This window comes from Lentzea sp. DG1S-22, assembly GCF_036321065.1.
Taxonomy (GTDB): domain Bacteria; phylum Actinomycetota; class Actinomycetes; order Mycobacteriales; family Pseudonocardiaceae; genus Lentzea; species Lentzea jiangxiensis.
This window is the reverse complement of the sequence record NZ_CP143276.1, coordinates 6,826,184-6,844,963: the sequence shown is the minus strand read 5'-3', so window position 1 is coordinate 6,844,963 and position 18,780 is coordinate 6,826,184. Positions and strand designations below refer to the sequence as shown.

Genomic DNA, 18,780 nt, shown 5'->3' with positions numbered 1-18,780 from the left:
ACTGTGGCGATCGTTCCTGCAGACGTCCACGGGCCCAGCGACGCGGAACTCATCGAGTCCGTGCGCGGCGGCACCATCGACGCCTACGGCCAGCTGTACGAACGCCACGTCGCGGCGGCCTACAACCTCGCCCGCCAGCTGGCCCGGTCGCAGGCAGAGGCCGACGACCTCGTGTCCGAGGCGTTCGCGAAGGTGCTGGACACGCTCCGCGCCGGCCGCGGCCCCGACTCGGCCTTCCGCGCCTACCTGCTCACGGCCCTGCGCCACACCGCGTACGACAAGACCCGCCGCGACCGGAGGGTCGACCTCACCGAGGACATGACCGAGGTCGCGCCGCCGGTCGCGTTCAGGGACACGGCCGTCGCCGGTCTCGAGCGGTCGCTGGCCGCCCGCGCGTTCGCGGCCCTGCCGGAGCGCTGGCAGATGGTGCTGTGGCACACCGAGATCGAGGGCCAGTCGCCCGCCGAGGTCGCCCCGCTGCTCGGGATGACGGCCAACGGCGTGTCCGCGCTCGCGTACCGCGCCCGTGAGGGCCTCAAGCAGCAGTACCTGCAGATGCACCTGACCGAGACCGACGCCGAACGCTGCCGGGCGACGGTCGACCGGCTCGGCGCCTGGACCCGCGGAGGCCTGTCCAAGCGCGAGTCGACCCAGGTCGAGACGCACCTCGACGAGTGCGGCCGGTGCCGGGCGCTCGCCGCCGAGCTCGCGGACGTCAACGGCGCGCTGCGGATCTTCGTCGCCCCGCTGGTGCTGGGCATCGGCGCCACGACGTACCTGGTGGCGGCCGGCACGACCACGGCCGTCGTCGGCGCCGGAGCGACCGCGGGGGGCGCGGGCGCGGCCGGTGCCGCGATCCCCCGCCAGCTCGTCACCGTCGGCGGTTCCGCCGCCGCGGTCGCCGCCGCCGTGGCGATCGCGCTGGCCGCGAGCGGCGGTGAGCAGCAGGTTCCCGCCGTCCAGGCCATCCCCACGCCCCCGGCGCAGACCCAGGTCCAGACCCAGCGACCGGTGCCGCCGGCACTCGTTCCCCCTGCCCAGCCGCCGGCACCTCCGCCGCCCGCGTCCCAGGAACCCGCGCCGGAGCCGCCACCACCGGCTCCTCCCGCGCCCGCGCCCGCTCCCGAGCCCGCGCCGGAGCCGGCACCCGAGCCGGAGCCGGAGCCCGAACCCGCTCCGCCGTCGCTCACGCCGACGACTCCGAGCGGGTACGTGCTGACGCCGGGCGAGGACCCCAAGGACTTCCCGATCACCGTCCGGAACACGGGCGGCACCGCGGCACCGCCCGCGAGCATGGTGCTGACCCTGCCGCCGGGCGTGGTCTCGACCGGCGGGGCGTCGTCGTTCACCGCCAGGGTGCTGCAGCCGGACGGCTCGGCCGAGCAGAACGTCACCTGCCCGGCCGGCACGGGCATGATCACGTGCGCGACCCCGCAGGGCATCGCGCCCGGCGGCCAGGCCACGTTCCTGTTCCGGCTGCGCGCGACCGACGCCGCCGTTCCCGGCACGATCACGGGCACCATCAGCGCGGGCGCGTCGATCTCGGTCGACGTCAGCGTCGCGGTCGACGTGCCGCCGGTGAACGACGACATCGACCTCACCGTGTCGACGTGGCAGCAGATCCACTGGGACCCGCGCGTGGACGTGCAGGTCCGCAACAAGGGCCCGCGCGCCGGCACGCTGAAGCTCGACGTGTCGGCGTCGGAGAACGTCGTGCTCTTCACGGCGTACCCCGAATGCCGGCGCACGGACAAGAACTCGATCCGCTGCGTCGCCGACCTCGACAGGGGCGGCAAGTTCCGGATGTCGCTGTGGGCGTTCGGGCGGCCGCACCGGGGCGGCGAGATCACCGTCAGGGCCGCGCTGGGCAACGCGGCGAAGTCCGCCACCGTGCCGGTGAAGGGCTGGCCGTGGCACCCGCCGGTGGAGGAGGAGCCGGAGCCGCCGACGTCGGCCACGGTCCCGCCGACGACCACGCAGCCCACGCGCCCCACCGAGCCCACCAGGCCGACGAAGCCCGCCGAGCCGAAGGCTCCGGAGTCGCCGGTCGTTCCGGTGGTGCCGGTCGACCCGGTCGAGCCCTCGACGCCGGTGGTCCCGACGCTGCCGTCGCTGCCGGTCGAGCCGACGCCGACGCCGTCCACCCCGCCGTCGACGACCACGCCGCCGGGTCCTGAGCCGTGCGAGCCGCCGCCCGGCCTGGTCCCGGGGCTGATCGGCGGCATCATCGGGTGGCCGGACTGCGCACCGCCGCGGAACTGACCAGCTGTTGATCTTCGGTCGTCACTGAACGTGCAGGTGACGCGCCTCTCAGTGGCGGAACGTAACACCCGAGGGCAGGCGTCGTCACCTTGATCCGTAAGCTGGCGCGGTGCTGCCAGTCGTTCGCCGCGCCATGAGCCGGCTGCCGGAACCGCTCCAGTTCCTGTTGCACAAGCACCGCGAGCTGATCCGCTTCGCCCTGGTCGGCGGCACGACGTTCCTCATCGACAACGGCGTCTGGTACGCGCTCAAGCTCACCGTGCTGACCGACAAGGTCGTCACGGCGAAGGTCATCGGCGTCCTGGTGGCGATCATCGCCTCGTACGTGCTCTCGCGCGAGTGGTCGTTCCACACCCGCGGCGGCCGCGAACGCCACCACGAGGCCGCGCTGTTCTTCCTGGTCAGCGGCCTCGGCGTCGGCATCAACATCCTGCCGCTGTGGCTGTCGCGGCACCTGTTCGGCCTGCAGGCCCCGTTCGTCGCGGTCATGACCGAGGAGATCGCGGACTTCGTCTCGGGCTCGATCATCGGCATGCTGCTCGCCACCGGCTTCAAGTTCTGGGCCATGCGCCGCTGGGTCTTCCCGGACGCCGGAGCTCGGCCTGACCGGCGCGTTCACCCGATCTCCGTAGACTCGCCCCGTGTCCCTAGCCGAAACAGTGGTCTCCCGGTTCCCGGAACCGATCCGGTCGATCGCGCTGAAGCATCGTGAGCTGGTGAAGTTCGCCCTGGTCGGGGGCACGTGCTTCGTGATCGACACGGTCCTGTTCTTCGGGATCAAGACGGTCGTGCTGCCGAACAACCCGGTGACGGCGAAGATCATCGCCACCCTGGTCGCCACGATCGTGTCGTACGTCCTGAACAGGGAATGGTCGTTCCGCACCCGCGGTGGCCGTGAGCGCCACCACGAGGCCGCACTGTTCTTCCTGGTCAACGGCATCGGCATCGTGCTGAACTCGGCGCCGCTCTACATCGCGCGGTACGCGTTCCACCTGCAGGAACCGCACGTGTCGCGGCTCACCGAGGAGGTCTCGGACTTCCTGAGCGCGCAGATCGTCGGCACGCTCGTCGCGATGGCCTTCCGCTGGTACGGCTACAAGAACTGGGTGTTCCCCGAGGAGAACGCCCGAGGCGCCAAGCGGTCGATCGAGGACGAGAAGGAACTCGGCCACTCCTAGTCGCGCGTCGCCACTCCACTACCGCGGGGTGGTCGGCGTCTTCCAGGGGATCCCCACCACGTCCTGGGCCTTCGGCACCGGCAGGAACACGGCGAACGTCGCCGGCCGCGCCGTCGAGAGCTCGAGCCTGCCGCCGTCCGCGTCCACCAGCGCACGGGCGAGCGCCAGCCCCACACCGGTCGAGCCGCCGCCGGAGACGCCGCGCTCGAAGATGTGCGCCGCCAGCTCGTCCGGCACGCCGGCACCGCCGTCGCTGACCTCGACCACGACCGTGCCGTCCTCGCCGCGGGCGGAGACGACGACCGAGCCCTCGCCGTGGCGCAGGGCGTTGTCGAGCAGCACGCCGATGGCCTCGCGCAGGCGGGCCGGGGTCGCGCGGGCCAGCAGGCCGTCCGGGACCCGCACGCGCAGCGCCCGGCCCTGGCTCTTGACCTGTTCGCGCCACTCCTCGGCGATCGCGGTCAGCGCGGGCCTCATCTCCAGCGGCTCGGCGCCCACGGCCCTGGCCGCGCGGGCGGCGGCGAGGAGCTCGTCCAGCACGGCGGCGAGGCGTTCGGCCTGTTCCAGCGCGGCACGAGCCTCGGCGGCCGTGTCGGGTTCGGGGTGCTCCGCCAGGGCCTCCAGCCGCAGCTGCAGGGCCGTGAGCCGGCTGCGGAGCTGGTGGGAGACGTCGCCGACCAGCTCTCGTTCGCGCTGCACCAGGCGGGCGAGCGCGGTGGCCGAGGTGTCGAGCGCCTCGGAGACCGCGTCCAGCTCGGGGATGTCGTAGCGCTTCTCGTCCGCACGGAAGTCGCCGGCGCCCAGGCGGGACGCGCGGGCGGCGACGTGGCCGAGCGGCCGGGCAAGCGTTTGCGCCGTCACCAGGGCGACGACCGTGCCGGTGCCCACCGAGAGCGCGAGCAGGAGCAGCACGAGGCCCGCCACCTGGGCCTGGCTGGTGTGCATCGGCCCGGAGGGGACCTCCAGCCGGACGCTGCCCTGCTGCGCTATCGGCAGCTCGACGGTCAGCGGGTTGTCGCCCGGCGAGGGACCGGTGGTGCTGGTGACGCCTCCCGACACGACCGTGAGGCGGCCGTCCGTCGGTATGGCGATCTTCACCGCCTCGACGTCGATGCTCTGCCGGTTCGCGATCTGGTCGTCGAGCGTCGTCGCGATGCGTTGGGCCCGTTCGGTGAGGTCGCCGCGGGCGGTGTCCTCGACGAGCTGCAGCGCGGTGTAGCCGAGCGGGATGCCGAGCACGAAGCCCGTGACGGCGACGGCGAGCAGGATGGCCCGCAGGATCCGGCGGCGCATCAGTCGGCGTTGAAGCGGAAGCCGCGGCCGCGCACGGTCGCGATGCGCTTCTCGGAGGAGTTCGGGGTGCCGTCGCTGAGCTTGCGGCGCAACCACGACATGTGCATGTCGAGCGTCTTGCTGCCCTTGAGGTCCGGGTCGTTCCAGACCTCGGAGAGGATCTCGTCGCGGCTCACGACCTGCCCCGCGCGCTGGATCAGCACCTTGAGCAGCTCGAACTCCTTGTTCGCCAGCTGGATCTCGCTGCCGTCGACCGTGACGCGGCGAGCGGCCAGGTCGACGCGCACGCCGTTGACCTCGAGCGTGCCGGGCGCCCGGCGGCGCAGCAGGGCGCGGATGCGGGCCATCAGCTCGGCGAGGCGGAACGGCTTGGCGACGTAGTCGTCCGCCCCGGCGTCGAGCCCGACCACGAAGTCGACCTCGTCGGCACGGGCGGTGAGCATCAGCACGGGGATGCCCCTGCCGCTCTGCCGGAGCCTGCGGCAGACCTCCAGCCCGTCCATCTCCGGCAGGCCGAGGTCCAGCACCAGGAGGTCGACACCCCCGGTGGCGGCGGCCTCGAAGGCGCTCGGCCCGTCCCCGACGACCTGCACCGAATACCCCTCCCGCGTCAACGCGCGGGAGAGGGGTTCCGCGATGGCCGGGTCGTCCTCGGCCAGCAACACCACGCTCACGGCACCAGCGTATTCGTGGAACGATCGCCGCGTGTCACGCCACGATGCTGATCTCGAACTCGCCCTCCGCCTCGCCGACGCCGCCGACGCGATCACCGCGACCCGCTTCCGCGCCCACGACCTCGCCGTCGAGCGCAAGCCGGACCGCACACCCGTCACCGATGCCGACGTCGCCGTCGAGGACGCGGTCCGGGCCGTGCTGGCCTCCGAACGCCCCGACGACGTCATCATGGGCGAGGAGCGCGGCGGCACGCTGGACGCGGCGCGCGTCTGGGTGCTCGACCCGATCGACGGCACCAAGAACTTCCTGCGCGGTGTGCCGATCTGGGCGACGCTGATCGCCCTGGTCGTCGACGGCACGCCGGTCGTGGGCGTCGTGTCCGCGCCCGCGCTGGGTCGTCGTTGGTGGGCTGCCACCGGTGCCGGCGCCTACGCGTCGGACGCCTCCGGTGAGCGCGCCATCTCCGTGTCGGGGGTGCGTTCTCTCGAAGACGCTTACGTGTCCACAACGGACATCAAGTCGTGGGTCGAGCACCACTCCCGCGAGGCGTACCTGCGCCTGGTGGACGCGACGTGGGAGAGCCGCGCGTTCGGCGACTTCTACCAGCACTGCCTGGTCGCCGAGGGTGCCATCGACCTCGCGCCCGAGTGCGTCGCGAACCCGTGGGACATCGCCCCGTTCCAGGTCCTGGTCCCGGAGGCAGGTGGCCGTTTCACCTCGCTCGACGGCGAGGAGCGCTACGACGGCGGCAGCGTGCTGACGTCGAACGGCCACCTGCACGAGGAAGCGCTCAAGCTGTTGGCGCGGTGAGACTTCCGCGCGCGACCTGGGCCCAGGCCAGCCGTCCGAAGAGGTAGTGGCACGCCACGCTCTCGTCGTCGAACCGGGCCCAGTCGTAGCGGTTGCCCTGCTCCTGCCAGAAGACCTCGTGGCCCTTGCCGTCGTCGTCGGTGAGCAGGCACCAGCGCTGGTCCGCCTCCTCACCGATGCTGACGACGTCGTCCGGCACGCCGATCCTGGTCAGCCACTCGGGCAGCGACTCGACGTTCATGCGGTGATCTCCGTGAGGTAGCCGAGCGCGACGAGGTCCGCGACCGGGTGGGTGGTGCGGTAGCGGCTTGCGCCGCCGGGCTGCCCGAACCAGGGCGCGCTGATCGTGCGGTGGACCGGCAGGTCCTTGCAGACCCGGTACCGGCGGTAGCCCTCGTCCGCCGCCTGCGGGGGCAGCGAGCGCTCCCGGAACGGCGTGCCGGCCGTGCTCAGGACGCGGCCCTCCGGGGTGCCGAACCGGTCGATCTCGGCGCCCGCCTTCAGCACCTCGGGCTGGCTGTCCTCGTAGCCGCCCTCTCGTTCGACGGGCCAGCGCGGGGTGCCGTCCTCGTTGAGGAACAGGCTGTCCCAATCGCGTTCGTGCATGCCCGCCAGCGGGTCGTGGTCCTTCAGCAGTTCCTGCACGACCGGGTGGTCCCGGCGCAGCCCCTCGGACGGTGCCGCCGGCTGCGGCGCGGACGTGCCGACCAGGTGCGCCCGCGGGTGGTCGCCGGGCGCGAACCTCGGCACGACCCGCTCCTGCTCCTGCTCCTGCGGCGGGGGCGGGAGCTGGCGGGCGGGCTTCGGCGCGCGGCGCGGTGCCTGCCCGGCGCTGAGGAAGATCGCCATGAACCAGCTGCCCGCCGCCGCGGCGGTGTAGGTGTGGCGGAGGACGTCTCCGGCCAGACCGGCGTCGGCCAGCGCCTGGTTCTGCTGGCCTTCGAGCCGGTCGGTGAGGGCGCTCGACCGCGCACCGCCGAGGTCGGCGGCCGCCGGACCGAGGTCGACGCCCGCGAGCGGAACCGCGGGCGTGGCGATGGTGTCGCCGAGCTTCTGCGGTGCGGACGCCGAGCCGTCGGTGCCGAAGTCGCCCGCTTCGGCGTCCCGGTGCAGCGCGTCCTTCCACGGGTCCTTGTGGGCGTCCTTGGCGAGGCCTTCCTTGCCGGACACCTGGCCCTGCTGACCCGGCTGGGCCTGGCCGGGGGCCTGGCCGCCCTGTCCCTGGGCCGGCGCCTGCACCTGGCTCGTGGTCTGGCCCGGCAGCGCGCCGCCCGCCTGACCACCGGCCGTCGCTGCGGCACCGGGCAGGCCCGTCTTGGCCGCCGAGGACGCCGGAGCGCCCGGCTTCGCCTCGCCCGCCTTGGCCTCACCGGCCTTCGCCTCCGCGGCTTTGGCGGCCTGCTGCGCCTGCTGGCCCTGGGCGGCCTGACCGGGCTGCGCACCGGCCTGCTGACCGACGGCCGCGCCGACCTGGGAGGCCACCGCCGGAGCGGCACCACCCGCGGCACCGCCGACGGGCGCGCCCGTCGGCCCCGCGGCCGGAGCACCGGCCATCGGGCCGGCGGCCGGACCGGCGGGAGCGGCAGGAGCCGCGGGCGGCTGCGGCGCCGCAGCCGCCTGGCCGGGCACGTCACCGCGGACCAGCGGCTGCTCGAGCACGGCGGCCGACGCCCGGGTCGTGCCCTCGGCGATCGGGCCGAGAGTGCCCTGAACGCTCGGGATCGCGTCGGCGGCGTGGTGCGCGGCAGGCGCGACGGCGTGACCTGTGTCGGCCACGAGCCCCGGAAGACCCCGGCCCTCGCCTCGTCCCTGTCCTTCGCCGCGGCCGTGTCCGTCACCGGGCCCGTCACCACGCGGCCCGTCGCCCCGCGGCCCGTCACCGTCGCCACGGCCGTCGAGCACCGGGCCGACGGCCTGGTGGGCGCCGGGCACCGCGTCGACCACGGGCTGCACCACGGCGGCGGCGGGTGCCGTCACGGGAGCAGCGGCGTCCAGCACGGGCGCGACGGCTTCGGTCACCGCACCGGCGACCGGTGCGACGGGCGCCGTCACGGCACCGACGACAGGGGCGACCGGAGCGGTCACCGCACCGACGACGGGAGCGACGGCCTCGGTGACCGGGGCGACCACGGCGGCAACGGGCTCGACGACGGGAGCGACGACGCTCGCCACCGGAGCCACGACGCCACCGACGACGTCCGTGACCGGCGACAGCAGCCCACCGCCCCCTCCGCCACCGGGGCCGTGGGCACCGGGCGAGGTGTTGACGGGCGGGGAGCCCTGGCTCATGTCCACGCCGCTGTCGAGGCGGATGGCGGACGACAGCAGGTTGGTGAGGTTCGCGACGTTGGCCGCCGCGCCCTTGGTCAGCGTGTCGAGGCCGAGCAGCGCGTTGGGGTTGCCGGCGCTGGCCGACGCCGTCGCCGCGTCGTTGTTCTTGGCGAGCGCCACGAGCTCGCGGACGATCTCCACCTTGGCCGCACCGACCTGCCGGGCGGCGTGGTCGAGCCGGTCGGCGGCCGCGTGGCACCCGCGCGCCGCGCGCTGGAAGTCGCCGTCCGGCGCCACGACCTTGGCCCACCGGCCGCGCGCGGCGTCACCCGTGCCGCCCGTCAGCCCGTCGAGCGCGCGCGTGGCGACGCCGTCGGACGAAGTGCCCAGAGCCTTGATCTTGTCGCCCGCCTCGCGCCACGCGGTGGCGCTGGAGCGCATGGCGTCCTCGTCGGCCTTGGGCCACGAGACGCCCGCCTTGGCGGCGATGCCGGCGAGTTCGGCGGGAAGCTCGATGCCCATGTCAGCCGTCCAACCTTCTCATCGCGGAGGCGTTGCTCTGCTCGACGTGCCGGTACGTCTCGGCCGTCGCGGCGAGCTTCTCGCCCACGTCCCCCAACGTCGTCGCGAGCCCGGCCAGCGCCCCGGCGGCATCACCGGAGGGCTTCTCGTGCGACGCGGCGAAGCTCTGCCCCACGGCGTCGTCCCCCCAGCAGGCGCCGAACGCGGCCAGCGCCCTGTCGAGCGACCCCGCGATCTCGGTGGCCTGCCCGGCGAAGCCCTTGAGGTCGCGCGCCCCGGCGTCCAGCCGCCCGAGGTCGGCCCCGTACCCGGTCATCGGACCCTCCTGTCGATGAGCTCGGAGTCGAGCCAGCTCTCCCGTTGCTCGTTGTCCTCGTCGTCGACGACACGACCACGAACGGGCTGCTGTCCCCGATCCACGGTTTCGTATTCCGAGGGCCGCAGGTCGGCGGTACCGGCGACCAGCGCGGCGGGGTCGGTGGCGGCGGGCAACACCGTGCTCAACGCCTTGTAGGTGTCCTCAGCCGCGCTGGAGGCAGCAGCCGACACGGTCCGCACGATCAACTCGGCCAGCTGCTCCGGCCGGTGCCGCCGATAGGCCAGCTCGGAGAGCTCCAGCGAGGCGAGCTTCCCCCCGCCGTCCACGGTCGCGGTGACGGTCCCGTCAGGACTGGACGCCTGCCCGGACACGGCAGCGAGCTCGCGCTGGACGGCAACCAGCTGCTCGCGGCTGCGCCGGTAGTCGGCGAGCAGCTCCTCGACCTGCGCACGGTGGTCGTCCACCGAGTCCCCCTCACACGCATAGCCCTGGGCTCGGGCTCTAGGACGCCCTCGCCCAGGAATCGGTTCCCAGCGAATTCAGTTACGTACGATCAACGCGTGATCGCCTACGAGGATCTGCCCGCAGGCCGCATCATCCCGCTCGGCGAGGTGATCGTCGACCGGGAGGACATGCTGGACTTCGCGAGGAAGTTCGACCCGCAACCCTTCCACCTGGACGAGGAAGCGGGCAGGAACTCGATTTTCGGCGGTTTGTCCGCCTCCGGCTGGTACACGGCCTCCCTCTGGATGCGCCGCTGGGTGGACGAGGTCCTCTCCGACAGCACCTCCCAGGGCTCACCGGGCGGCCGCGAACTCTCGTGGCCGGCCCCGGTCCACCCCGGCGACCGCCTGACCTTCGCGGCAACGGTGCTCAGCGCCCGCCGCTCGAAGAAGCGCCCGGAGCTGGGCCTGGTGGAGTTCGAGGGAACGGCGAAGCGCGGCGACGAGCTGGTCTACCGCTTCGTGGCGACGGGCATGTTCACGTCCCGGGGCACCCAGGACGCCTGACAGCGCGAGGCAGAAGGCGAGCCGACGCGAGGGCGAAGCCGAGCAGTCTTGGCTTTTCGGCAAGGCCGCCCCGGTGCGCACCAGGCAGCCGCCCAACGCAACAGAGAGGATGCTGTGACGGGATCGCTTGGGCTGGTCTGACCCTCAACGCAACTGACCGTGGTGTCCTTCGCCGGATCTGTCGTCCGATCCAGGCGGTCCCGCTGCACGTCACCAGGCGGGCGGAAGTGACCTGATAGGAGCCTGTCGCCACAGGACCCATCTCTGTTCTGTCCATCCCGCCCAGCCCGGCGCGTGCCGTCCCACCACGTTCCAGCGAGCAAGGACGGCGGTCTTCAGGATGCCCGACCCACACCCCCCTGCCCACATCCAGGTCTACGGCGGAGTCGACACCCACACCGACACCCACCACGCCGCCGCACTCGACCACCTCGGCCAGGTCCTCGGCGACGCCGAATTCCCCGCCCCCCCCCGAGGGCTGCGCACAACTACTCGGCTGGCTGACTGGCTTCGGCCCGGTCAACGCAGCCGGCGTCGAAGGCACCGGCTCCTACGGCAAACAACTCGCCACCCTGCTGCGCCACAACAACATCACGGTCCGTGAAGTCTCCCGGCCCAACCGGAGAACACGCCGCAGTCACGGCAAATCCGACGTCCTCGACGCGATCAACGCCGCCCGCACCGCTCTGTCCGGCAACAGCACCGCCACCCCCAAAACAGCCAGCGGACCAGTCGAGTCCATCCGCGCCCTGCGCATCGTCCGCGGCGGCGCGGTCAAAGCCCGCACCGCCGCCCTCAACGAACTCAGCAACCTGATCACCACCGCACCCGCCGCACTCCGCGAAGCCTTACGCGACAAGCAACGCAAAGCACTACTCACCGCCTGCGCCGCGCTGAACCCCGACCTCACCCAACTGGCAGACCCCACCCACGGCACGATGCTCGCCCTACGAGCGATCGCCGAACGGATCATCACCCTCAACCAGCAGATCAACCAGCTCGACAAACACCTCGACCACCTGGTCGCGGCCACCGCACCGACCCTGGTCGACCTACTCGGCATCGGCACAGACGTCGCAGGGCAACTCCTCGTCACCGCCGGCGACAACCCCGAACGCCTGCACAGCGAAGCCTCCTTCGCCAAACTCTGCGGCGTCGCACCACTACCCGCCTCATCCGGACGCACCGACCGGCACCGCCTCAACAAAGGCGGCGAACGCCAAGCCAACCGAGCCCTGCACATCGTCGCCGTCGTCCGCCTGCGCTACTGCCCACGCACCCAGGCCTACCTGCAACGACGCACCGAACAAGGCCTCACCAAACGCGACATCATCCGCTGCCTCAAGCGCTACATCCTCCGCGAAGCCCACACAGCGATCATGAAAGACCTCACACTCGCCGCTTGACATCTATAGGAGCGTCCGGCAGCCGCTCAACACAACAGGCGTGCCATCAACCCGCCAACGGCGCGGGCCCCCTGATCAGATTGCCGGGGCCGGGGGCAGAGCCCCAGGGGAACAACGCAACCGCAACCAGCCGCACGCAACACAAGAACCCACGGACAGAGCGCGCACACCCACGCGAACGCAGGCGTCCCCCCACCCTCAGGACCCCTCGCAACACAACCTACCCAGCACCCCCGACAAGATCGCCGACCCGAGCCGGCCACCCGCGGACAACGCGTCCGGGACCCGTCACCCGGCCAGCGCCCGGACCACCCGGGAAGGGCTGGGCCGCCCCAACCGCTCAGCCATCCACACCGAGGTCTCCACCAACCTGTCCAGGTCGACCCCGGTCTCGACGCCCAGCCCGTCGAGCATCCACACCAGGTCCTCGGTGGCGAGGTTCCCGGTGGCGGACTCCGCGTAGGGACAGCCGCCGAGCCCGCCGGCGGAGGAGTCCACAGTGGTCACCCCGCACCGCAACGCGGCCAGGGTGTTGGACAACGCCTGCCCGTAGGTGTCGTGGAAGTGCACGGCCAACGACGACACATCCGAGAACCCCGCCAGCAGAGCCTCGACCTGCCCCGGCGTGGCGACCCCGATGGTGTCTCCGAGGGACAGCTGCGAACAGCCCATCTCCAGCAGCCGCTCCCCCACCTCCACGACCTGGGAGCGGGCAACGGGACCCTCCCAGGGGTCCCCGAAGCACATCGACACGTACCCGCGGACCTCCAGCCCGGCGGCCAGCGCACGGGAGACGGTCGGCTCGAACATCTCGAACTGCGAGTCGAGCGTCCGGTTCAGGTTCCGGGAGGCGAAGGTCTCCGTGGCCGACGCGAAGATCGCGATGTGCGAGACCCCGGCCTCGAGCGCCCGGTCCAGCCCGCGCTCGTTGGGGACCAGCACGGGGTACACGACGCCGGGCGCGGGTTCCAGCCCGGCCAGCAACTCGGCGGCGTCGGCCAGCTGCGGCACCCACTTGGGGTGCACGAACGACGTGGCCTCCAGAACGGACAGGCCCGACGCGGCCAGCCGCGCCAGGAACTCGAGCTTCACCGAGACCGGCACCACGACCGACTCGTTCTGCAGGCCGTCGCGGGCGCCGACCTCCCAGATCGTCACCCGCGAGGGCAGCGACCCGGACCCCACGACGTCGGGCAGGCCGACCTCACGCGCGCCCATCGACGACTCCCGGGTGGTAGTCGTCGCCGGGGTTGTCGTTGACCTCTCGGTACAACATCGTGTGCACCTTCTCCACGGACGGGATGTCGTCGAACTCGAGCGGCTCGTCCGAGGCCGACTCGATGACCAGCGTGCCGCAGCCGAGCAGCCTGTCCACGAAAGAGTGCTCGAAGCGGACGCTGTTCACACGAGCCAAAGGGATGTCGAGGCCTGTGCGCTTGAACACCCCCTCGCGGTACATCACGCGGTCCGACGTGAGGGTGAAGTGCGTCGTCCGCCAGCGCACGAGCGGGGCGATCGTCAGCCAGAGGACCAGCACGGCGCCGATCACGGCCAGCGCGATCAGCGCGATGGAGGCCCACGACTGGTCCGCGACGAGTCCTGCGAGGTAGGTGCCGAGAGCGACCACCACCAGCAGCCAGAACACCGGGAAGATCAGCACCTTCCAGTGGGGGTGCCGGTGGATCACGACGTGCTCGCCGGAACTCAGCAGGTCGTCGGGGTAGGCCATGGGCCAACCCTAATCACGCCCGGCGCAAATGCACCACGTCACCAGCGGACACGCCGTGGTCCACCCCATCGGCGCCGCGCACGGTCAGCGTGCCGTCGGGTTCGATGCGCACAGCAACGCCTTCCAGCTCCACGCCACCCGAAAGCTCGACGCGCACCCGCTGCCCGATGGTCGCCGAGTGCTCCTGGTACTCCTCCAGCACGCCGGACTCCTCGGCGTCGCCGCCGTTCTTGCGCCACACGCCTTCGAGACCGGCCAGCTCGACCAGCAGCCGGAACGCCAGCTCCTCGCGGTCGAGCCCGGCGGCGCCCGCGTCCTCCAGCGACGTCGGGGCGAGGCCGCCGGGGGCGGGCTGGACGTCGGAGGGCAGCTTCGCGACGTTCAGGCCGATGCCGACGACGACCGAGCCGTCGGCGGTGATCTCGGACAGGATCCCGGCGCCCTTGCCCGCGTCCGGGCCGAGCAGCAGGTCGTTCGGCCACTTCAACGAGGCCTCGACGCCGACGGACTGCGCGACGCGCACGAGGGCGAGGCCGGCGATCAGGTTCAGCCACGGCAGCCGCGACGGCGGCACGTCGGCGGGGCGGAACAGCACGCTGACGTAGAGGCCACCGCGCGGCGACGACCAGGTGCGGCCGCGACGGCCCTGGCCGGCGGTCTGCTCCAGCGCGATCAGCACGGTCCGGTCGGCGGCACCGGGCGTCGCGGCGAGGTCGGCGTTCGTGGACGGAGTGCTCTCCACGACGTCGAGGGCGGCGTACGGGCCGTTGGGTGCGACGAGCTTCGCGCGCAGCGCTTCGGCGTCGAGTGCGGTGTCCATCGCGCCAGGCTATTGGAACGGAAGAGGGTACGTGCGATCGAACACGACGAACAGGTTGCCGTGACCTGGACAACTGCACGGAGCAGTTCAGCAATGGTCTCGTTAGGCTGCGAGCCCATGAGCAGTGCGACCGAGCCGATTGGGCACGCCCCCACCGAGGCCTCAGGCGCCCCGGACGTCCACACCACCGCGGGCAAGCTCGTTGACCTCTACCGGCGCAACGACGAGGCGGTTCACGCCGGCTCGGAACGCGCGGTCGAGAAGCAGCACGCGAAGGGCAAGAAGACAGCCCGCGAGCGCATCGACCTCCTGCTCGACCCCGGCTCGTTCGTCGAGCTGGACGAGCTGGCGCGCCACCGCTCCACGAACTTCGGCCAGGAGCGCAACCGGCCGTACGGCGACGGCGTGGTGACCGGCTACGGCACCGTCGACGGCCGTCCGGTGTGCGTGTTCTCCCAGGACGTCACGGTCTTCGGCGGCTCGCTCGGCGAGGTCTACGGCGAGAAGATCGTCAAGGTCATGGACCTCGCGATCAAGACCGGCCGCCCGATCATCGGCATCAACGAGGGCGGCGGCGCGCGCATCCAGGAGGGCGTGGTCTCGCTCGGCCTCTACGGCGAGATCTTCTCCCGCAACGTGAAGGCCTCCGGCGTGATCCCGCAGATCTCGCTGATCATGGGCTCGAACGCGGGCGGGCACGTCTACTCCCCCGCGCTGACCGACTTCGTGGTGATGGTCGACCAGACCTCGCACATGTTCATCACCGGCCCGGACGTCATCAAGACCGTCACCGGCGAGGACGTGTCGTTCGAGGAGCTCGGCGGCGGTCGCACGCACAACACGAAGTCGGGCAACGCGCACTACCTCGGCAGCGACGAGGAAGACGCGATCGCGTACGTCAAGGAGCTGCTGAGCTACCTGCCGTCGAACAACCTCTCCGACTCGCCCACGTTCGAGAGCACGCTGGCGGAGGGGTCGATCTCGGACTCGATCACCGACTCCGACCGCGAGCTCGACACGCTCATCCCGGACTCCGCGAACCAGCCGTACGACATGCACGAGGTCATCAACCGCGTGCTCGACGACGGCGACTTCCTGGAGGTCCAGCCGCTGTTCGCGCCGAACATCCTCGTCGGCTTCGGCCGCGTGGACGGCCACAGCGTCGGCGTCGTCGCGAACCAGCCCACGCAGTTCGCCGGCTGCCTCGACATCGACGCCTCCGAGAAGGCCGCGCGGTTCGTGCGGACCTGCGACGCGTTCAACATCCCGGTGCTCACGTTCGTCGACGTGCCCGGCTTCCTGCCCGGCACCGACCAGGAGTGGAACGGCATCATCCGCCGCGGCGCCAAGCTGATCTACGCCTACGCCGAGGCCACCGTCCCGCTCGTCACCGTCATCACGCGCAAGGCGTACGGCGGCGCGTACGACGTCATGGGCTCCAAGCACCTCGGCGCCGACATCAACCTCGCGTGGCCCACGGCGCAGATCGCCGTCATGGGCGCCAGCGGCGCCGCGAACATCGTGCACCGCAAGACGCTGGCCACCGCCGCTCAGAACGGTGAGGACGTCGACGCCCTGCGCGCGCAGCTGCAGCAGGAGTACGAGGACACGCTGTGCAACCCGTACGTGGCCGCCGAGCGCGGGTACGTCGACTCGGTGATCCCGCCGTCCTACACCCGCGGTCACGTGGCGCGGGCGCTGTCGATGCTGCGGGACAAGCGCGAGACCCTGCCGCCCAAGAAGCATGGGAACATCCCGCTGTGACCGCGCCCGAGGAGAACAAGCCCGAGGAACAGCCGCTGCTCCGGGTCGTCAAGGGCGACCCGGACGACCACCAGCTGGCCGCGCTGACCGCGGTCGTCGCGGGGCTGGCCTCGGCCGCTCCCGCCGAGGACGAGCCGGAGCGGCGTTCGGAGTGGGCGAACCACGCCCGCCGGGTGCGCCGGCCGTTGCAGCACGGGCCGGGCGCGTGGCGCGCGTCCGGCTTCCCGGGCTAGTTCCGGCTAGGAACACTCCACCCGGCGGCTCGAGACGGTGAGACCGACGGCGACCTCGCGGCAGCGGGTCTCGCCGTCGACCTCGAGCTTCAGGGTCCAGAACGCGCTGCCGTAGGCGGTGGTCCGCCTCAGCACCTGCACGCCTGCCTGGTTGACCGGCAGGTTTCCGCGCACAGCGGGCACGACGGACGTGAGGAGCGCGTTCTCCGCGCGATCGGCGGTGTCGGCGAACGGCCAGACGGGAACTCCATAGCCGATCGGGTCGCTCGCGAGCACGCTTCCAACGCCCCACGATCCAATGAGCCCGCCGAGGACGACGAGCAGGGCCGCGATCCGTCTGCGCTTGCCTTCGCGATCGGAACCGCGTTCGGTGAGGACAAGCACCCAGCGCTTCACTCCGCTGAGAGTGCCGACTGAAGAGGTGATCGCGCATCAGCAGTACTACTCAATCGGACCGTGCGAACTGGCGAACCGTGTACGCGCTGTGCATCGGCTTCTTCATGACGCTGCTGGACACGACCATCGTGAACGTGGCGCTGCAGTCGATGATCACGGACCTGGGCGCCTCCCTGAACGACGTCATCTGGGTGGTCAGCGCCTACCTGCTCGCGTTCGCGGTGCCGTTGCTGCTGACCGGGCGGCTGGGCGACCGGTACGGGCCCAAGCGGCTCTACGGCGCCGGGCTCGTGCTCTTCATCCTCGCGTCGCTGGCGTGCGGCCTCGCGACCAGCGTGGAGGCGCTGATCGCGGCCCGCGTCCTCCAAGGCCTGGGTGCGGCGGCCATGACCCCGCAGACGATGGCGTTCATCACGCACCTGTTCCCGCCGGACAAGCGCGGTGCGGCCCTGGGCACGTGGGGGTCGGTGGCCGGGTTCGCGACGGTCTCCGGGCCTCTGCTCGGCGGCGTGCTGGTCACGCACCTCGGCTGGGAGTGGATCTTCTTCGTGAACCTGCCGATCGGCGTGCTCGCGGTGGTGCTGCTGGTGCTGTGGGTCCCCGACCTGCAGCCGCACCGCGCGCCGAGGTTCGACGTGCTCGGGGTCGTGCTGTGCTGCCTCGGCCTCGGGCTGCTGGTGTTCGGCGTCCAGAACGGCGAGCACTACGGGTGGGGCCGGGTCGCAGGGCCGATCACGATCGCCGAGATCATCGCGGCGGGCGTGCTGTTCCTCGCCTTGTTCGTGCTGTGGCAGGCGTCCGCGCGCAACCCCGAGCCGCTGATGCCGTTGCGGATCTTCCGCAACCGCAACTTCTCGCTCGGCAACGTCGCGAACATCGCCATCGGCATCACCGTGACCGGCGTCTTCGTCCCGCTGGCGCTGTTCCTGCAGACCGTGCCGAAGCTGTCGCCGCTGATGACGGGCCTGGTCACGGCACCGGCGTCGCTGATGTCCGGCGTGGTGGCGCACTTCGCGGGACGGCTGTCGAACCGGGCGGACGCCAAGTACCTGCCGATCACCGGCTTCGCGCTGATGGCGCTCGGCACCGGCGCGATGACGTTCCTGCTCGGCGACGGTCCCCAGTGGGTCCTGCTGCCGTCGATGGTGGCGCTGGGCATCGGCATGGGCCTCGTGTTCTCGCCGCTCACGAACATCTCGACGCGGACGCTCGACCGGTCGCTGCTGGGCGCCGGGGCCGGCGTCTACAACACCTCGCGGCAGTTCGGGAACGTGCTGGGCAGCGCCTCGACGGCTGCCGTGCTGCAGATCGTGCTGACGGCCACGGGCGACTTCACCGCGGCCGTGCGGGCGTCGTTCTACCTGCTGCTCGCGGTGATGGCGGTCGGGATCGCGGCCGCGTTCGCCTTTCGCAGGGTGGCCCCTCCGAGCCGCGTGACAGACTCGGCGCGTGCGTCTGATCCTGGCCTCCCAGTCACCCGCCCGTCTTAGCGTCCTGCGGTCCGCGGGCGTCGAGCCCGTCGTCCGGGTCTCCGGTGTCGACGAGGACGCGCTCGTGGCGTCGCTCGACGACCCCACGCCCGAGGAGACCGTCGTCGCGCTGTCCGCGGCGAAGGCCGAGGCGGTCGAGCACGACGACGAGTGCGTCGTCGTCGGCTGCGACTCGATGCTGCTCTTCGCGGGCGAGCTCGTCGGCAAGCCCGGCACGGCCGAGGTCGCGCGCGAGCGGTGGCGCCGGGTGGCGGGCAAGAGCGGTGTGCTGATCACCGGCCACACCGTGCTGCGCGTCTCCGGCGGGGTGGTCGTGGACCGCGCGTCGGCCGCCGAGTCGACGACCGTGCGGTTCGGCACGCCGACGGACGAGGAGCTGGAGGCCTACCTCGCTACCGGGGAGCCGCTGCACGTCGCCGGCGGCTTCACGATCGACGGCCTCGGCGGCTGGTTCATCGACGGCATCGAGGGCGACCACACGTCCGTCATCGGCATCAGCCTGCCCCTCACCCGGAGGCTGCTCGGCCGGCTGGGCGTTCCCGTGTCCACACTCTGGTAGACGCTGGTCACAGTTCACCCGATCAGGGAAGACCCAGCCCCGA

General features: G+C 71.8%; 20 protein-coding genes. 10 read left to right on the top strand and 10 right to left on the bottom strand.

Annotated elements, in window-relative coordinates; all coding sequences use genetic code 11:
• The first annotated feature begins 3 nt into the window (after nt 1-3).
• From V1227_RS32465 to V1227_RS32455, 3 genes are all read left to right on the top strand, one after another.
• Nucleotides 4-2,262 (top strand): sigma-70 family RNA polymerase sigma factor, encoded by a 2,259-nt coding sequence (locus tag V1227_RS32465; protein ID WP_329789054.1) that lies wholly within the window; start codon nt 4-6, stop codon nt 2,260-2,262.
• Between the two features lie 112 nt (nt 2,263-2,374).
• Entirely contained in the window at nt 2,375-2,974 is a 600-nt protein-coding gene (locus tag V1227_RS32460) for a GtrA family protein (RefSeq protein ID WP_442916561.1), read from the top strand.
• Nucleotides 2,904-3,440, top strand: coding sequence for a GtrA family protein (locus V1227_RS32455; RefSeq protein ID WP_329789053.1), 537 nt, complete (start codon nt 2,904-2,906; stop codon nt 3,438-3,440). Before V1227_RS32460 ends, V1227_RS32455 begins: the two co-directional genes overlap by 71 nt.
• 18 nt (nt 3,441-3,458) lie before the next feature.
• Here V1227_RS32455 and V1227_RS32450 read toward each other — a convergent pair whose 3' ends face one another.
• Both V1227_RS32450 and V1227_RS32445 read right to left on the bottom strand, forming a co-directional pair.
• Nucleotides 3,459-4,733, bottom strand: a complete 1,275-nt coding sequence (locus tag V1227_RS32450) for an ATP-binding protein (protein ID WP_329789052.1) — start codon at nt 4,731-4,733, stop codon at nt 3,459-3,461.
• Complete coding sequence (locus V1227_RS32445) at nt 4,733-5,407, bottom strand: response regulator transcription factor (RefSeq protein WP_329789051.1); 675 nt, start codon at nt 5,405-5,407, stop codon at nt 4,733-4,735. The genes V1227_RS32450 and V1227_RS32445 overlap by 1 nt, the downstream gene beginning before the upstream one ends.
• Nucleotides 5,408-5,438: 31 nt before the next feature.
• Between V1227_RS32445 and hisN the strand changes: the two genes are divergently transcribed.
• A complete protein-coding gene (gene hisN / locus V1227_RS32440; protein ID WP_329789050.1) occupies nt 5,439-6,218 on the top strand; it encodes a histidinol-phosphatase in 780 nt (259 codons plus the stop codon).
• Here hisN and V1227_RS32435 read toward each other — a convergent pair.
• From V1227_RS32435 to V1227_RS32420, 4 genes are read right to left on the bottom strand one after another with little or no spacing between them, the layout of a single operon-like run.
• On the bottom strand, nt 6,199-6,459 hold the full coding sequence (locus tag V1227_RS32435) for a hypothetical protein (protein ID WP_236221467.1): 261 nt from the start codon (nt 6,457-6,459) through the stop codon (nt 6,199-6,201). The genes hisN and V1227_RS32435 overlap by 20 nt on opposite strands.
• A complete protein-coding gene (locus V1227_RS32430; RefSeq protein WP_329789049.1) occupies nt 6,456-9,011 on the bottom strand; it encodes a TNT domain-containing protein in 2,556 nt (851 codons plus the stop codon). Before V1227_RS32430 ends, V1227_RS32435 begins: the two co-directional genes overlap by 4 nt.
• A gap of 1 nt (nt 9,012) precedes the next feature.
• A complete protein-coding gene (locus V1227_RS32425; RefSeq protein ID WP_329789048.1) occupies nt 9,013-9,327 on the bottom strand; it encodes a WXG100 family type VII secretion target in 315 nt (104 codons plus the stop codon).
• Entirely contained in the window at nt 9,324-9,794 is a 471-nt protein-coding gene (locus tag V1227_RS32420; protein WP_329789047.1) for a YbaB/EbfC family nucleoid-associated protein, read from the bottom strand. The genes V1227_RS32425 and V1227_RS32420 overlap by 4 nt, the downstream gene beginning before the upstream one ends.
• A gap of 96 nt (nt 9,795-9,890) precedes the next feature.
• Between V1227_RS32420 and V1227_RS32415 the strand changes: the two genes are divergently transcribed.
• Together V1227_RS32415 and V1227_RS32410 are read left to right on the top strand one after the other, a co-directional pair.
• Nucleotides 9,891-10,340: a MaoC family dehydratase gene (locus tag V1227_RS32415; protein ID WP_329789046.1), complete on the top strand. Its 450-nt coding sequence runs from the start codon at nt 9,891-9,893 to the stop codon at nt 10,338-10,340.
• Nucleotides 10,341-10,600: 260 nt separating this feature from the next.
• The gene (locus V1227_RS32410) at nt 10,601-11,746 is read left to right on the top strand and encodes an IS110 family transposase (RefSeq protein ID WP_329794163.1); all 1,146 of its coding nucleotides are present in this window, start codon (nt 10,601-10,603) and stop codon (nt 11,744-11,746) included.
• Nucleotides 11,747-12,034: 288 nt separating this feature from the next.
• Here the strand turns inward: V1227_RS32410 and V1227_RS32405 are convergent, their stop codons facing one another.
• Genes V1227_RS32405 through V1227_RS32395 form a run of 3 tightly spaced genes read right to left on the bottom strand, consistent with a single transcriptional unit; the run spans nt 12,035 to nt 14,295 of the window.
• On the bottom strand, nt 12,035-12,964 hold the full coding sequence (locus V1227_RS32405) for a hydroxymethylglutaryl-CoA lyase (protein ID WP_329789045.1): 930 nt from the start codon (nt 12,962-12,964) through the stop codon (nt 12,035-12,037).
• Nucleotides 12,951-13,475, bottom strand: a complete 525-nt coding sequence (locus tag V1227_RS32400) for a PH domain-containing protein (protein WP_329789044.1) — start codon at nt 13,473-13,475, stop codon at nt 12,951-12,953. The genes V1227_RS32405 and V1227_RS32400 overlap by 14 nt, the downstream gene beginning before the upstream one ends.
• Before the next feature lie 13 nt (nt 13,476-13,488).
• Entirely contained in the window at nt 13,489-14,295 is an 807-nt protein-coding gene (locus V1227_RS32395; RefSeq protein ID WP_329789043.1) for a biotin--[acetyl-CoA-carboxylase] ligase, read from the bottom strand.
• A gap of 117 nt (nt 14,296-14,412) precedes the next feature.
• On the opposite strand from V1227_RS32395, the gene V1227_RS32390 reads away from it, so the two are divergent.
• Together V1227_RS32390 and V1227_RS32385 are read left to right on the top strand one after the other, a co-directional pair.
• On the top strand, nt 14,413-16,059 hold the full coding sequence (locus V1227_RS32390) for an acyl-CoA carboxylase subunit beta (RefSeq protein WP_329789042.1): 1,647 nt from the start codon (nt 14,413-14,415) through the stop codon (nt 16,057-16,059).
• A complete protein-coding gene (locus V1227_RS32385; protein WP_329789041.1) occupies nt 16,056-16,292 on the top strand; it encodes an acyl-CoA carboxylase subunit epsilon in 237 nt (78 codons plus the stop codon). The genes V1227_RS32390 and V1227_RS32385 overlap by 4 nt, the downstream gene beginning before the upstream one ends.
• Nucleotides 16,293-16,298: 6 nt before the next feature.
• Here the strand turns inward: V1227_RS32385 and V1227_RS32380 are convergent, their stop codons facing one another.
• Nucleotides 16,299-16,688, bottom strand: coding sequence for a hypothetical protein (locus V1227_RS32380; RefSeq protein WP_236215830.1), 390 nt, complete (start codon nt 16,686-16,688; stop codon nt 16,299-16,301).
• Between the two features lie 77 nt (nt 16,689-16,765).
• Between V1227_RS32380 and V1227_RS32375 the strand changes: the two genes are divergently transcribed.
• Both V1227_RS32375 and V1227_RS32370 read left to right on the top strand, forming a co-directional pair.
• The gene (locus V1227_RS32375) at nt 16,766-18,178 is read left to right on the top strand and encodes an MFS transporter (RefSeq protein WP_329789040.1); all 1,413 of its coding nucleotides are present in this window, start codon (nt 16,766-16,768) and stop codon (nt 18,176-18,178) included.
• The gene (locus V1227_RS32370) at nt 18,138-18,737 is read left to right on the top strand and encodes a Maf family protein (protein WP_329789039.1); all 600 of its coding nucleotides are present in this window, start codon (nt 18,138-18,140) and stop codon (nt 18,735-18,737) included. Before V1227_RS32375 ends, V1227_RS32370 begins: the two co-directional genes overlap by 41 nt.
• The last annotated feature ends 43 nt before the right edge of the window (nt 18,738-18,780 follow it).

Coding starts and splice junctions, on each gene's coding strand:
- V1227_RS32450 (WP_329789052.1), bottom strand. CDS start 4,733: ATGCGCCGCCGGATCCTGCGGGCCATCCTGCTCGCCGTCGCCGTCACG.
- V1227_RS32425 (WP_329789048.1), bottom strand. CDS start 9,327: ATGACCGGGTACGGGGCCGACCTCGGGCGGCTGGACGCCGGGGCGCGC.
- V1227_RS32395 (WP_329789043.1), bottom strand. CDS start 14,295: ATGGACACCGCACTCGACGCCGAAGCGCTGCGCGCGAAGCTCGTCGCA.
- V1227_RS32430 (WP_329789049.1), bottom strand. CDS start 9,011: ATGGGCATCGAGCTTCCCGCCGAACTCGCCGGCATCGCCGCCAAGGCG.
- V1227_RS32435 (WP_236221467.1), bottom strand. CDS start 6,459: ATGAACGTCGAGTCGCTGCCCGAGTGGCTGACCAGGATCGGCGTGCCG.
- V1227_RS32400 (WP_329789044.1), bottom strand. CDS start 13,475: ATGGCCTACCCCGACGACCTGCTGAGTTCCGGCGAGCACGTCGTGATC.
- V1227_RS32405 (WP_329789045.1), bottom strand. CDS start 12,964: ATGGGCGCGCGTGAGGTCGGCCTGCCCGACGTCGTGGGGTCCGGGTCG.
- V1227_RS32390 (WP_329789042.1), top strand. CDS start 14,413: ATGAGCAGTGCGACCGAGCCGATTGGGCACGCCCCCACCGAGGCCTCA.